The 14002-nt window shown below is 30.4% G+C and carries 13 protein-coding genes and 1 pseudogene; 4 read left to right on the top strand and 10 right to left on the bottom strand.

The window, feature by feature from the left end; translation table 11 throughout:
* Positions 1-630, top strand: a pseudogene (gene cozEa / locus HMPREF2881_RS08630) (lipoteichoic acid biosynthesis protein CozEa); the annotation flags it as partial.
* Positions 631-976: 346 nt separating this feature from the next.
* Here cozEa and fabI read toward each other — a convergent pair.
* The 7 genes from fabI to HMPREF2881_RS08595 all read right to left on the bottom strand — a co-directional run bounded on the left by fabI (position 977) and on the right by HMPREF2881_RS08595 (position 7891).
* Entirely contained in the window at positions 977-1747 is a 771-nt protein-coding gene (gene fabI, locus HMPREF2881_RS08625) for an enoyl-ACP reductase FabI (protein ID WP_002488374.1), read from the bottom strand.
* A gap of 205 nt (positions 1748-1952) precedes the next feature.
* Complete coding sequence (locus HMPREF2881_RS08620; protein WP_002488346.1) at positions 1953-3797, bottom strand: monovalent cation:proton antiporter family protein; 1845 nt, start codon at positions 3795-3797, stop codon at positions 1953-1955.
* Between the two features lie 9 nt (positions 3798-3806).
* Positions 3807-5192: a magnesium transporter gene (gene mgtE, locus HMPREF2881_RS08615; RefSeq protein ID WP_002455527.1), complete on the bottom strand. Its 1386-nt coding sequence runs from the start codon at positions 5190-5192 to the stop codon at positions 3807-3809.
* An 18-nt stretch (positions 5193-5210) separates the two neighbouring features.
* Complete coding sequence (locus HMPREF2881_RS08610) at positions 5211-6077, bottom strand: RluA family pseudouridine synthase (RefSeq protein WP_002488367.1); 867 nt, start codon at positions 6075-6077, stop codon at positions 5211-5213.
* The gene (locus tag HMPREF2881_RS08605) at positions 6077-6883 is read right to left on the bottom strand and encodes an NAD kinase (protein ID WP_002488363.1); all 807 of its coding nucleotides are present in this window, start codon (positions 6881-6883) and stop codon (positions 6077-6079) included. The genes HMPREF2881_RS08610 and HMPREF2881_RS08605 overlap by 1 nt, the downstream gene beginning before the upstream one ends.
* Positions 6884-6897: 14 nt before the next feature.
* Positions 6898-7527 carry a GTP diphosphokinase gene (locus HMPREF2881_RS08600; RefSeq protein ID WP_002448222.1) on the bottom strand — a complete coding sequence of 210 codons (630 nt, stop codon included), beginning with the start codon at positions 7525-7527 and terminating at the stop codon, positions 6898-6900.
* Between the two features lie 16 nt (positions 7528-7543).
* The gene (locus HMPREF2881_RS08595) at positions 7544-7891 is read right to left on the bottom strand and encodes a UPF0738 family protein (RefSeq protein WP_002448177.1); all 348 of its coding nucleotides are present in this window, start codon (positions 7889-7891) and stop codon (positions 7544-7546) included.
* 209 nt (positions 7892-8100) lie between these two features.
* Here HMPREF2881_RS08595 and HMPREF2881_RS08590 point away from each other — a divergent pair, with 209 nt between their 5' ends.
* The 3 genes from HMPREF2881_RS08590 (at position 8101) to yjbH (ending at position 9956) form a co-directional block, all read left to right on the top strand.
* Positions 8101-8676, top strand: coding sequence for a CYTH domain-containing protein (locus HMPREF2881_RS08590; protein WP_002488319.1), 576 nt, complete (start codon positions 8101-8103; stop codon positions 8674-8676).
* A gap of 93 nt (positions 8677-8769) precedes the next feature.
* The gene (locus tag HMPREF2881_RS08585; protein ID WP_002488336.1) at positions 8770-9135 is read left to right on the top strand and encodes a truncated hemoglobin YjbI; all 366 of its coding nucleotides are present in this window, start codon (positions 8770-8772) and stop codon (positions 9133-9135) included.
* 23 nt (positions 9136-9158) lie between these two features.
* Complete coding sequence (gene yjbH, locus HMPREF2881_RS08580) at positions 9159-9956, top strand: protease adaptor protein YjbH (protein ID WP_002488369.1); 798 nt, start codon at positions 9159-9161, stop codon at positions 9954-9956.
* Between the two features lie 266 nt (positions 9957-10222).
* On the opposite strand, the gene pepF is transcribed toward yjbH, so the two are convergent.
* From pepF to mecA, 3 genes are all read right to left on the bottom strand, one after another.
* The gene (gene pepF, locus HMPREF2881_RS08575; RefSeq protein ID WP_002448233.1) at positions 10223-12031 is read right to left on the bottom strand and encodes an oligoendopeptidase F; all 1809 of its coding nucleotides are present in this window, start codon (positions 12029-12031) and stop codon (positions 10223-10225) included.
* 45 nt (positions 12032-12076) lie between these two features.
* Positions 12077-13054, bottom strand: coding sequence for a competence protein CoiA (locus HMPREF2881_RS08570; RefSeq protein ID WP_002488365.1), 978 nt, complete (start codon positions 13052-13054; stop codon positions 12077-12079).
* Positions 13055-13166: 112 nt separating this feature from the next.
* Positions 13167-13886: an adaptor protein MecA gene (gene mecA, locus HMPREF2881_RS08565; RefSeq protein WP_002455531.1), complete on the bottom strand. Its 720-nt coding sequence runs from the start codon at positions 13884-13886 to the stop codon at positions 13167-13169.
* Positions 13887-14002: the final 116 nt, after the last annotated feature.

Genomic DNA, 14002 nt, shown 5'->3' with positions numbered 1-14002 from the left:
ATCACTTATATCACATCTCTTATTTCAACCATTTTCTTATTGATTATGGTACCGTTCTTCTTGATTTATATGTTAAAAGATCATGAAAAATTTATTCCAGCAATTGGTAAATTTTTCAAAGGAGAACGTAAAGTTTTTGTTGTTGATTTACTTAAAGATTTAAATTATACCTTAAAATCGTATATTCAAGGTCAAGTTACTGTTAGTTTCATCTTAGGTATTATTCTTTATATTGGTTATAGCCTTATTGGGTTACCTTATACACCATTGCTTGTATTATTCGCTGGTGTAGCAAACTTAATCCCATTTTTAGGACCTTGGTTATCATTTGCGCCTGCTGCAATATTAGGGATTATCGATGGTCCATCAACATTTATTTGGGTCTGTGTTGTTACATTAATTGCACAACAACTTGAAGGTAATGTCATCACACCTAACGTCATGGGTAAATCACTAAGTATTCATCCACTTACAATCATTGTTGTTATCTTAGCAGCGGGTGATTTAGGAGGATTCACACTTATTTTAATTGCTGTTCCACTTTATGCAGTATTAAAAACAATAGCAAGAAATGTATTTAAGTATCGTCAACGTATCATTGATAAAGCAAATAGCGATGTTAAAGATTAAATTAATTATTAATGCTTTTTAATTACTTACTGCGGATAGAACATATTCTATTCGCAGTTTTTTTTATGTCATATCACATTGAATAATATAAAGCTAGAAGAGGGATAAAATTCATTTTTAAGTCGCCGTTCCACATCATCAATGCATCCCCAATTTGCGTTGAACGTAGATGTTCTTATTGAAAGTTTCTATGTTCTAGCCTTGGAACTGAAATTGAATAAAGCTTGATACAAATGCATTTTCAATTCAGTCATCAACTGTCGATTTATAAAAAAAGTCTAAGACAACTCATTGTCTCAGACTCTTGGATTTATCATATATCTTATAACTATTTTTCAATTTAATCTTATTTAATTGCGTGGAAACCACTATCTACGTGGATATTTTCTCCAGTTACACCACTTGAAAAATCACTTAATAAATAAGCAGCAGTTCTACCCACTTCTTCTTGATCTACATTACGTCTTAACGGTGCACGTTCTTCAACTTCTTTAAGAATTAAATTCAATCCACCTACACCTTTAGCACTTAATGTACGAATTGGTCCAGCAGAAATTGCATTGACTCGAATATTATCTGGGCCTAAGTCATATGCTAAATATTTAACATTTGCTTCGAGACTTGCTTTTGCTACACCCATCACATTATAGTTTTGAATTGCAAATTCTCCGCCTAAATAAGTTGTAGCTACAATACTACCACCATTCGGCATAATTTTTTTCGCTTCATGAGCTACAATGGTTAATGAATATGAACTAATATCTTGTGCAAGTAGGAATCCTTCACGAGATGTTTCAGAAAAACGACCACGTAAATCTTCCATATTAGCAAATGCAATTGAATGATAGACGCCATCAATACTTCCAACTTCTTCACCGATTTTCGCAAAGCCATTAATGACATCTTCATCTTTTTGAACATCTATTTGATAAAGATGATGCTCTTTTTGATTTAATTGATCTAATAATTTTTCTAATTCCTTTTTACTACGTTCTTTACGATATGTAAATACGAGATGCGCGCCTAATTCGTCTAATACTTTAGCTACGCCAAAACCAATACTACGTTTGTTAGCGATGCCCATAATGACAAAGGTTTTATTTTCTAAATTAATCATATAAATTATCTCCTTATATTACTTTATATTAATCCGTTCATTATAAACGTTTTTAACATACATATTTTACCATTGTTAATAATATTTAATAAAGTAATAATAAATTTTCAAATCATCTCAATAAAAAGAGAGGTACACAAAGTAATGTATCTTTTTATGTTATTTTTCAAAGATACTCTTTATTTTGTCCTCTCTTTTAAATGGATTAATAATAAAATTCTAATTCAGATTTGAGTTCATCTACATATTCTTTAGAACCTGTTACAATTAAACGGTCTTTATATCTAAGTTGCGTATCTCCATGTGGTACAATGGATTCATTATTTCTAACAATACGTACAAATATGATATCCCCACCAAATGGGAAATGACGTAATAGAATATTTTCATATTTATAATTCAACATTTCAATTTCATATAGTGACGTTTCAACGTTACTTAAAATATTTAGCATATTTGGTGTTTCAATTAAACTTTTTAAGAAAATTTTATTACTAATAAAGTTACTAAATACTTCAATACCATCTGTTTTTAATTCTTCATCATCACCACTATTTTCTAGTCGACAAATAACTCTGTTTACACCATGAGATTTAGCTAATTTTGCTATCCTTTTATTTAAACCATCATCATTAGCAGAACACACGACAATATCTTGATTAAACAAGCCAAGTCTCTCTAATAAACTTTCTTCATATTCACTAATTTCAATGACAGTCACGTTGTCAGGTAAATTTCGCTTATCACTTAAATCTTTACGGTAAAACAACGTTATATTATATAACTGTGAAGTCAGATTTTGAACAATTGGAATAGTCAATTGATTTTTACCAATTAACGCAATATCAATTTTTCGGTTCACTTCATCTGGAATTGGGAATAATTTTTTAAATACAACAGGTACAAATACACATGTAATAATTGCACTTAATATTAATATCCCTGACATTTCAGAAGTAATTGCTTTTAATTCTTCAGCAATTTTTGCTGCAGCAATAACAAGCGAAAGTGTAGATGTTAATAAAAATGCTGATGCAATGGTTGTTTTAGTATCAAACCATCTTCGAATAAATAAGACAGGAATCAACTTAGAAACGATAAAGGACAATATAAGTATCGGAATTATAATAAGTAAAGAAGGTTCCTTAATTAAAGATGGTATATCTAAATCTACACCGACCATAATAAAGAATATTGGTATAAAGAATCCGTATCCAAATGAATCTAAAGTATGAATCATTTCTTCATCAGGTTTTAACAGTGATACAACTACACCAGCTAAAAAAGCACCTAATATATATTCAGCACCAACACCCTCAGCAAGAGCAACGAGTAAAATGATTAATGCAAAAATGGCCCGTATGCCAATTTGTGTTGTACCACCCATTAAGCGTTGCATAAAATTTAACTGTTTAAATACAGAACCTAATAAATAAAATATTGCAGTAAACACGATTAAAATTGCAGACAGCCAAATTGACCCTCCGCCTTCACCATTGATTCCACCATAAATAGTTAATAAAACCATCGTAAATAAATCTGCTAATACTGCTACTAATAATATAAATTGTCCTATTGTTGTACGCATGATATTCATTTCTTTAAGTGTTGGCACGACTACACCCAATGAAATGGTTGAAATAATAATGACCATTAATAATACATCATCTACAAAGCCTAACCATTTAAATGCAAATGCTAAAATGATTGAAAGCACCATTATTAACGAAAAAACTGTAAGTGCTAATTGTAAATGACTTGGTAAATTCTTTTCATTTTTATTAATACCCTGTCTCTTTCTTGTGTCTTTTTTAAATGCGCTAAAATCAATTTCCAGTCCACTTAAAAACATTAAAAAGATAAAACCTAATGTTGAAAGAATGTTTAACATTTCATCTTTGTGGACAAGTCCTAAAAATGAGTTTCCTATAATAATTCCCATTAATATTTCAGCTACGACAACAGGTAAAAAAGTGACGTTTAATCGATTAACAATAATCGGTGTAAGAAATGCTGCGACGACGACTATGACCAAAGAAAAAAATCCCATTTCATCCCCCTATGTTAGATATGACATAAATGTTGTTGCAAGGCCAAAATAAATTAACATACTTACAATATCATTGATAGTTGTAATAAATGGTCCGCTTGCGACAGCAGGATCGATATGAATTTTATTCATTAAGATTGGAATCATTGAGCCTACTAACGTACCTACTGTCATGGCAATAGTTAAACTTGCACCTACAATCAGTGCCAAGAAGGGTTGACGATAAATAATGACAATAATTAAGAATAAAATCACTGCACACACAAAACCAGTGATTAACCCACTGCCTGCTTCTTTTAAAGCTATTTTAAGTTTACTTTTTTCTTTAATATCACCATTAGAAATATTACGAACAGACACTGCTAATGATTGCGTTCCTGAATTTCCTGACATCCCACTTATAATAGGGATAAATGCTGCTAATAATGCAACTTGCGACAATGTATCTTCAAAACCACCCAGAATCGTTGCTGTTATCATACCTAAAAATGTTAAAATAATCAGCCACGGTAATCTCTTCAATGCTTTCTTAAATACTGATTGATCAGTAGATTTAGTATCAGAAACCCCTGCTAAACGTGAATAATCTTCATCTGCTTCTTCATTTACGACATCTAAAATATCATCTATTGTGATAATCCCTACTAAATGATGTTGATAGTCGATAACAGGCATGGCAATAAAGTCATAATCTTTCATTTTTTGAGCAACACGTTCTTGATCCTCTTCTACATTTACACTTACAACACGTTGAATCATTACTTCTTCAACATGAGCTTCAATATTTGCTACAATTAAATCTTTCAAAGATAGAACACCTACGAGTTGACCGGCAGTATCAACGACATAAATCACATATATCGTTTCTGCGTCAGGTGCTTGATTTTTAACTAGCATGAGTGCCTCTTTTACAGATGTGCCAATATCCAATGAAATATATTCAGTAGTCATGATACCACCGGCAGTATCTTCTTCATAATGTAATAACTTTTTGATTTTATCTGTGACTCTGTTATCCATCAAAGCTAATAAACTGGCAACTTTTGAGTTAGATAATTCATTTAGAATATCAACTGCGTTATCTGTAGACATATTTTCTAATACTTCACTTGCATAATGTGCATGCATTGAATCAAATAATATTTCATATTCTTTCCCTTCAATATCTAATTGATTAAAAAATCTACTCACTTCTTGAGGCGATAAAAATTCGAATATTCTTTGTCTATTCTGATTCGTTGTATTTTCAAAATATTCACTTTGTTCATATTGATGTAAAGTTAGAAATTCTTTTCTGAATTGATCTATATCATTGCGGTTTAAACTGTCATCTAGTAGTTTTTGATTGTATACTTTATTATGTTGTATGTCAGTTGTTTCTGTATTTAATGACATCAAGTGTACCTCCTAATTTTAATTTACACTTTGATATATTTTTTCTAAGTTTTTATAGTCTAAAATAATCTCGATTTCTTTATTATATATTGGATGTATAAATTTTACTTTATAACATTGTAAAGATTGTGTTTGAATCCGAGGATGAAAACCATCATATAAGTCATCCCCAATAAGTGGATGACCAATATGCTTAAAATGAACTCTAATTTGGTGTGTTCGCCCAGTATGTAATTTAACTTCACATAAACTTGCACTGTGATGACTACTCAACGTTTTATATTCAGTTTTTGCATATTTACCAGATGGCGTAATACACCGAGTAATAATACTATCTTTGTTTCTACCAATAGGTGCCTCTATCATAGATTGTTCTTTAGTTTTACCGTAACACACACATATATATCGCTTATCTATTTCAAATGTCGACATAAGGTGATGAATATGACCATGTTTAGTAAAGATAACGATGCCCGTCGTATTACGATCTAATCTTGTAACAATATGAGGTACTACATATTGTACTTTATTCGTAGAATGATTTAAATAATACATCACGCGCTCAATTAAACTATCATGAGGATGTTCTCTTGAAGGTGCACAATTTAAATGTACCGGTTTTGAAACGATAATTAAATATGTATCTTCATATAATATTTCAATATGTTTGTTTGAAGGACGAAGATATGTACTCGGAACTTCTTCCGGCAGTTTAACAATAAGGTGATCATCTTTTTTCAACATATATCTAACTGTTACAGGTTGCCTATTAATAATTAAAGCGCCATCACGTTTAATGGCGCTAATTGTTTTCTTTGAATAATTATGACGTTGTAAAAATGTCTTAAGCATTTCTTCGCTATGAATATGGTATACAAATTTCATCAATCATCTTCACTTTCAATAAACGAATCATGAACTCTTTTCCAAAAAGGAAATGGTCTAAATCTAGCAAAACGAACTTTTTCATTTGCGACTCTAAATTGAATGTCGCTCACATTTTTATATTTTAGACTGACATGATCAATTGTTGTTCTAATTGTATTATGATTTACAGGTGTAATCAAACATGTATGATGCTTTGGTAATACTAATGGTGAACCTACCGTTCTAAATACTCTATTATTAATAGATGCAATTTCAGCAATTTGTATGGCTTCAAGAGAAGGATGAATCAGTGCACCACCTAGTGCTTTATTATAAGCTGTCGATCCAGAAGGCGTGGAAATACATAGACCATCTCCTCTAAATCGTTCAAAATGTTTACCTCTAATTGCAACATCTGCTACTAATGTTGATCCATTTTCAGTTTTCATAGTTGCTTCATTGAGTGCTAGATAGCGTGTTTCATTCTTAGTGTTGTTATATTTAACAATAATTTCAAGTAATGGATATTCAATCACTTGAAATTCAGAATGATGAATTTCATCAATCAATTTTTCAACTTCATGAGGTAACCAGTCTGCGTAAAAACCTAAATGACCAGTATGTACTCCAACAAATGCTACATTTGATAACATATGACTATACTGATGAAAAGCTTGCAAAAGTGTTCCATCTCCACCAACAGATATCACTATTTCTGGATTTTCTGCATCCTCTATCATATGAAAAGAATTCATTTGATTCATCATTTTATGTTTAAGCGTGTTTGATTTAGAGTCACCTTTAGATAAAATCGTATAACGCATGTATTGACACCTCATCAGTCATGTTTTTTTGCACGTTTTTGAGTATAATATTTTTGAGCTTCTTGTATTTCCTCTTTAATTTCAGACATCTCTTCATCTAATAAGTAAGCCGCTTCAGCCGCTCTTTCTAGACGATGTTGTATCTCAGCAGGATAATCTCCATCATATTTGTATCTTAATGTATGTTCGATTGTAGCCCAAAAATTCATTGCTAATGTGCGAATTTGAATTTCAGCTAATATCATTTTTTGACCACTTAATGTTTCAATTGGATACTCGATAATTACATGATATGAACGATAACCACTTTGTTTTGTATTGTTAATATAATCTCTTTCTTCGACAACTTTAAAATCTTGACGTTGTCTAAGCATATTAACAACTACATCAATATCATCAACGAATTGACACATCATCCTTAAACCAGCTATGTCGTACATTTCTTCACGTAATCGATCAAAAGGAATTCCCCTTTTATTCGCTTTGTCAATGATACTTGTAATAGGCTTTACACGACCAGTTACAAATTCAATGGGTGAGGCGTTTTCTCCAACTTCATATTGCTTACGTAAGCCTTTTAATTTCACCTTTAATTCATCGACTGCTTGTTTATATGGTGTTAAAAATTGCTCCCATTGATTCATATGGTTCCACTCCGTTTCACTTTAGTTCGAAAGTTTCTTCAACTGCTGAAACAAACTCCTTACCATAGTTATTATTTCCTTCAACATTTTCTAGGATATAACTTAACTCATCTTGAAAATGTTCTAATTCTAATTCATCGTTAATAATTACTTTTTTATCTCTATTATTATGTAACATTGACCACGTCTCTTGTACAAAAATCAAATATGAATACGACGAGCCATCATCTAATAAATAAGCAAAACTAAAATTATCACTATCTACAAGCATTTGTCCTACTTCATCTAATCCATCAGTTGGATCTTCTGAGTAGCAATAAATGCTATCATCTTTGATTTTAATTTCATTTACATATATACGCATGCTTGTTCCTCCTTATTATTCCTTATTAGTTTAACATAATTTAACTTTCAAACACACATTAGAGTACCATAGTTCAAGTATGCTCTAAACGATTAAATATTTAGCTCTATATATTTTATTTTTAGTATTGTTATTACTTTAATTTTTTACAAATGTCCGTCATAATGAACTACAATAATATACTAAAGATTTTCTAATGAGGTGTAATTATGAGTACTAATAATGAAATTGAATTTAAGCAATTAATTGATTTCAATACATATAACGCGATTAAAGCTTCTTATTTTAAACAACTCACACCATTCACTCAAATCAATTATTATATTGAAACACCTAGTTTTAAACTACGTGATCATCGTTCTGCTTTAAGAATACGTGTTAAACAAAACAGATTTGAAATCACACTAAAAGTACCAGCTAAAGTTGGCTTGATAGAATATAATCATCCAATCGATATGAAGCCTCATATTGGACAAACAATTGTCAAATCAACATTACCTAATGATATTCAAAACATTCTTACTGAATTTGATATTGGAGAAAACGAATTAAGTGTTTTAGGTGCATTGACAACTGAAAGACTAGAAGTTGAATTTCAAAATGAACTATTAGTATTAGATAAAAGTCAATACTTTGATAAAACAGACTATGAATTAGAATTTGAAGTCAATGATTATCAAATAGGCTTTGAAAAATTTCAAAATTTATTAAAACAATTTAACTTAGTTCACGAGCCACCTAAAAATAAAGTTCAACGATTTTTTGAATATCAAGCTCAATTATAATAGATGTGAGATAAACTTGTGAAAAGTCAAATTACTTTTAAATGTAAAAATTCATGTTATATTAGAAATACATTAATAGAAATGGGTGATACTATGACTACAACACCTTATGATGTAATAGGAGAAAAAGCTTTGTATGATATGATTGATTATTTTTACTTTCTTGTAGAGAATGATCAAAGAATCAACCATTTATTTCCTGGAGATTTTAAAGAAACAAGTAGAAAGCAAAAGCAATTCTTAACACAATTTCTAGGAGGTCCTGATTTATACACTCAAGAACATGGTCACCCAATGTTAAAAAAGAGACATATGGCATTTAGAATTACTACTTATGAAAGAGATGCATGGTTAGAAAATATGTATAAAGCAATCAATAAAGCTCAATTTCCAGCAGGAGTTGGCGAATACTTGTATGAAAGATTGTGTTTAACTGCTAACCATATGGTGAATTCCTAAATATAATTGAAGGTGAGTTAAACATGGCTGAAGAACTTAAAATTGTAGATAATGCGAGTCGTGAAAGCACTAATCTGTCACCTGTAAATAAAATAGAAATTTATTCATTCTTTGATCCCTTTAATAAAGATTGTTTTAAATTATCCGCAATTATTTCTAAATTAAGAATTGAGTATAATCAATATATTCGAATCAGACATATTTTGAATCCTTCATTAAAGGTTTTGACTAAATGTCAAGCTCAAAGTACTTCAGATTTTGATAATATTGCTTTAGCATATAAAGCTGCTGAATTACAAGGTAGATTAAGAGCGGAACGTTTTATTCATTTAATGCAGAACGAAATTATACCAAAAAAAGATATTATCACTGAAGAAATGATTTGTAATTGTATTAAAAATGCTGGTTTAGATTATGATGTTTTCAAAGAAGACTTACAAAAAAATAAACTTACCGAAAGTTTAAAAATAGATTTGCATATTGCAAGAGAAATGGAAATTGAACAAGCGCCTTCACTTGTATTTTTTAGTGAAGATGTGCATGAAGAAGGTTTGAAAGTCGAAGGTCTTTATCCTTACCATATTTATACTTATATTATTAATGAATTAATGGGATGCCCTATCGAAAAAGAATTACCTCCAAATCTCGAAACTTATATTCAATCCAAACAATTAGTAACGATGGAAGAACTGCTTACTATTTATGAGTGGCCGGAAAAGTTACTCGTAAAAGAATTAAAAAAATTAGCTTTACAACAAAAAGTTGAAAAACTAAATTATCCTGACGGCGAATTTTGGCAATCTAAAATGCCTAAGAAATAACAAAGAGCGATCACTTATATGAAGTGTATCGCTCTTTTTATATTAAATTGATTTAATAATTAAGCATAAAAAAACGCCGTGTCTGATTACACGACGCTAAACAAAGGGGATGGGAGAAATTTTTCACTTCAAACAAAGGGGTATGTTTGTTATGTGATTAATTTCATGTATATAATATAACACGCTCAAAACGCCGTTTCAATATTAAACTACATTTCCATCCAAAATGTCACAAATTAGACACATTGAAAACGAATACACTATTTTTAGTGCTTCATTAATTTTTCAAATGCTTCTAATTTTTGTTCAAAAACTTCACACGCTTGCTCTATAGGTTCTGGTGTAGTCATATCTACACCTGCATTCTTAAGAATCTCAATTGGGTAATTAGAACTACCTTTTTTCAAGAATTCATTTATATATCTTTCAACAGCAGGTTGTCCTTCTGTTAAAATTTGATGACTTAAACTTTGAGCTGCACTGTATCCAGTTGCATATTGGTACACATAATAATTCATATAGAAGTGTGGAATACGAGACCACTCTTTACTAATATGATCATCTGTTTCTACCACATCACCAAAGTATTGTCTATTTAATTTAGCGTACTCTTCATTCATACGAGTTGATGTTAATGGCTCTCCCGCTTCCTCAATTTGATGAATTTTATGTTCAAATTCAGCAAACATAGTTTGACGGAATAATGTTGCTCTGAAACGCTCAAGTTCTTGGTTTAGTAATAATAGACGTCGATCATCATCTAAATGTTTATCCATATAATCACTTAGTAGAGCTTCATTACATGTTGAAGCAACTTCAGCTACAAAGATAGAATAATCACTAGAGTTTGATGGTTGATTTTTACGACTAAAGTAACTATGTGCAGAATGTCCAAATTCATGCACAAGTGTATATAAATCAGAGATTGTATCAGACCAATTTAATAAAATAAATGGATTAGTTAAATGTGCGCCTGAAGAATAACCACCTGAGCGTTTTCCTTTATTCTCATAAACATCTACCCAACGATGATTTAAACCTTCTTTAACTACATCTAAATATTCTTTTCCCATTGGTTCTAGCGCTTTTAGCATCCATTCTTTAGCTTCGTCATATGGCATTTCAAATTTAACATCTTTAACTAATGGAGTATAAATGTCATACATTTTCAAATCATCAATACCTAAAAGTTCTTTTCTCAATTGAGTGTATTTATGCAACAATGGAAGATATTTATGAACTGTTGCAACTAAATTATCATATACTTCTTCAGGAATATGGTTATTACTTAAAGCGCGTTCACGTGCCGTTTTATAGTTATGCGCACGAGCATTGAAAATATTTTTCTTAACTTCACCAGCTAAAGTTGAGCCTAATGTATTGTTATATGCACCATACGCTTCATATAAGTTGTTATAAGCTGACTGACGTAATTCACGATCATCTGATTCTAAATATTTAATAAATGTACCTTGTGTTAAAGGATGTTTTTTTCCATCTTTATCTACTGCATCTTTAAATTCTAAATCAGCATTACTAAACATGCCATAGACATTTTCTGGAGTTGATAATGCATCTTGCGCTTGGGTTAATAATTTTTCTTTATCAGCATCTAAAATATGTGGACGTTTTTCATTAATTAATTTCAAGTCAAATGCATAACGTTTTAAATCATCGTTACTCTTAATAAAAGATTCTAATTTCTCTTCATCAATTTGCAAAATCTCTGGAACTAAGAAACTCCATGCTGAGCTAATTTTTATGATGAGTTGATGCGCACGAGATTCAAAACCAGTATATTTATCGTTAGATGTATCTTGGTCTTGTTTTAAATGTGCATAAACATACACCTTTTCTAATTGTGTTCCAATCTCATCTTCTAAAGCTAAAGCATTATATAAAGTTTTAGCACTATCTCCTAGATGTCCTTTAAATTGTTCTTCTTTACCTAGGTAACTTTCTACCTCTTTTAATGCTTTTTCAAAAGCTTCATCGCTTTCAAAAATAGTTGTTAAATCCCAAGTTTCATTTGGATATTTTCGTTCTTGCTCTTCTCTAGTAAGTTGTTGACTCATACATGTACCTCCTAAATGAATTAATGTTATAATTTTCTCATTATTTTATTTATTTTGCACGTTTAAACTCCCACTTACTTGTTGAATATAATCATCTATTAACTTTAAAGTAATTTCTTCTTTATTAATATCCTGTAGATAAAATTGTCTGAATTTCAAATACGACATTAAATAATGCTTGGGAAGGTTATGTTTTAACAACAACTTAAGCTTGAGTTGCCATTGTACTGGATGATTTTCAATAAAAATTTGATACGAAAAAATATAACCTGTATCTCTACATACCTCATCGTCAGTTATTTGTAATTGATACATAGCACTTAAAGACGGTTCTAACACCGAACGTTTTTTTCTACAATTAAAAATATAACGACTGATATGTCTATTTGACAATTTATAACAATATGACTCATTCTTTTTTTCATTGAATGATAATAATTCAGAAATTTGAATAATTCGTCTATGCGCAATAAATTTTCGGCCACCAATATGTTGTATATTGACATACTTTACTATCAGTTGTTTTTCATGCTCCCAACTATATAACGTTCTATCAATCGGATTAATGAAATAAGCTTGAAACGTGTTCAAGTATAAATAACCCTTACGATATTGTAATTGTTCGATAAGCCAAATAACTGCAACTCCAATTTGTTCAAATCCTCTTGATCGAGATTTAACCTCTTTTATACTTATTCTTGAAAATTGAACTTCTATAGCTACTTTAGCATCCACAAGAATATCAGGATACTGCATAATTTTAGAAAAATAAGGTTCTATTTCAACATTAAAGTGATATTGTTTTAAACGTTGAGCAATAAAAAATTTAACGTAGTAATGTTTTTCTGTTTCATTTTTCATGCATCTTTTTTTAATTTGAGAGACATGGGCAAAATGCGGAATCTTTTTTAACCCTTTTTTTAAAAGAAGTTTTTCTTTGCAATATGGACATCGGTATTCTTCAGTAATGATGGCTTGATGAGCATATACGGTTTCATTATTACGATTAATCGCTACTAACATGCATTCACCTCATACTATTAAACGTTTAAGATGATCCATTTACTTTTAAAAAAGAGAGTAGAAAAGAAATTTATTTTAAATTTCTTCTCTACTCTCGATTAATCGTTATATATTATTCTACTGAATCAGTAAAATAACGACGTACTTGTGAAGTAACATTATGACTCATAATAATTTTAGCGTAATCATTTAAATACACTTCTGTTTTATCACTAGGATAAGCGAATTCAAGTAATTGACTGTAGCTATCATTAATTGTCTCTTGGCTAACAGTACTATCGAAGTGAATTGCATAGTAGTAATGTGAATCACTCATATACAATAAATCTTCAAACTCATCTGTAGATAGATTATGATGATAAGCGTAATGAATGACTTCTTCTAAGTCTTCGAATTTCACAATAATTGTTCTTAAACTAGAACGTTGTTGTGATGGTTTACGTTTAGATTTATGTGCTTGTTTTTGTTGTGCACGTTGTTCAAATAAATCTTCAATACTTTCTTCTTGTTCTAATGTGTTAGCTAGCAATTCATTCACTTGTTCCTCAAATTGCTCATTTGCATGATCATCTGACATGTTCATTGCTTCTTCATTTTTAGATTTAGAGATTGTGACTTCCACACCTTTTTCAAATGCATGTACTTGAATCCAAAGAGGTCCTTCAACCACAAAATCTTCTTCCTCATTAATCTCGTCCATCATTGACCAAAAGAATTCTTCACCACGCTTACGATTTGTCCATAAATCTTCACGACTAAATCCTCTTGCTTCAATATCACCATAAGTGATAAATAATTTCACAGTTGTGTCGTCAACGCGTTCTATTCTCATATCATCTCACTCCTTACAGTCGATGAATAGTAACCATATTGTATTAGAACGTAAGTTAAATTACAATTTATTTGTTTGATTAAATTTCACTATTTTAAATAGGACACTATATCATA

Origin of the sequence: Staphylococcus sp. HMSC057A08, assembly GCF_001812925.1 — a bacterium.
Lineage (GTDB): Bacteria > Bacillota > Bacilli > Staphylococcales > Staphylococcaceae > Staphylococcus > Staphylococcus hominis.
Note: the sequence above shows the minus strand (reverse complement) of the source record. Positions and strands in the feature narration are given on the sequence as shown.

Excerpts from the sequence above, each read along its gene's own strand:
- mgtE (WP_002455527.1), bottom strand. The coding sequence starts at position 5,192 with ATGTCATTAAATACAGAAACAACTGACATACAACATAATAAAGTATAC.
- HMPREF2881_RS08605 (WP_002488363.1), bottom strand. The coding sequence starts at position 6,883 with ATGCGTTATACGATTTTATCTAAAGGTGACTCTAAATCAAACACGCTT.
- mecA (WP_002455531.1), bottom strand. The coding sequence starts at position 13,886 with ATGAGAATAGAACGCGTTGACGACACAACTGTGAAATTATTTATCACT.
- HMPREF2881_RS08610 (WP_002488367.1), bottom strand. The coding sequence starts at position 6,077 with ATGAAATTTGTATACCATATTCATAGCGAAGAAATGCTTAAGACATTT.
- HMPREF2881_RS08600 (WP_002448222.1), bottom strand. The coding sequence starts at position 7,527 with ATGAATCAATGGGAGCAATTTTTAACACCATATAAACAAGCAGTCGAT.
- HMPREF2881_RS08595 (WP_002448177.1), bottom strand. The coding sequence starts at position 7,891 with ATGCGTATATATGTAAATGAAATTAAAATCAAAGATGATAGCATTTAT.
- HMPREF2881_RS08590 (WP_002488319.1), top strand. The coding sequence starts at position 8,101 with ATGAGTACTAATAATGAAATTGAATTTAAGCAATTAATTGATTTCAAT.
- HMPREF2881_RS08570 (WP_002488365.1), bottom strand. The coding sequence starts at position 13,054 with ATGTTAGTAGCGATTAATCGTAATAATGAAACCGTATATGCTCATCAA.
- pepF (WP_002448233.1), bottom strand. The coding sequence starts at position 12,031 with ATGAGTCAACAACTTACTAGAGAAGAGCAAGAACGAAAATATCCAAAT.
- HMPREF2881_RS08620 (WP_002488346.1), bottom strand. The coding sequence starts at position 3,797 with ATGGGATTTTTTTCTTTGGTCATAGTCGTCGTCGCAGCATTTCTTACA.
- yjbH (WP_002488369.1), top strand. The coding sequence starts at position 9,159 with ATGGCTGAAGAACTTAAAATTGTAGATAATGCGAGTCGTGAAAGCACT.
- fabI (WP_002488374.1), bottom strand. The coding sequence starts at position 1,747 with ATGATTAATTTAGAAAATAAAACCTTTGTCATTATGGGCATCGCTAAC.
- HMPREF2881_RS08585 (WP_002488336.1), top strand. The coding sequence starts at position 8,770 with ATGACTACAACACCTTATGATGTAATAGGAGAAAAAGCTTTGTATGAT.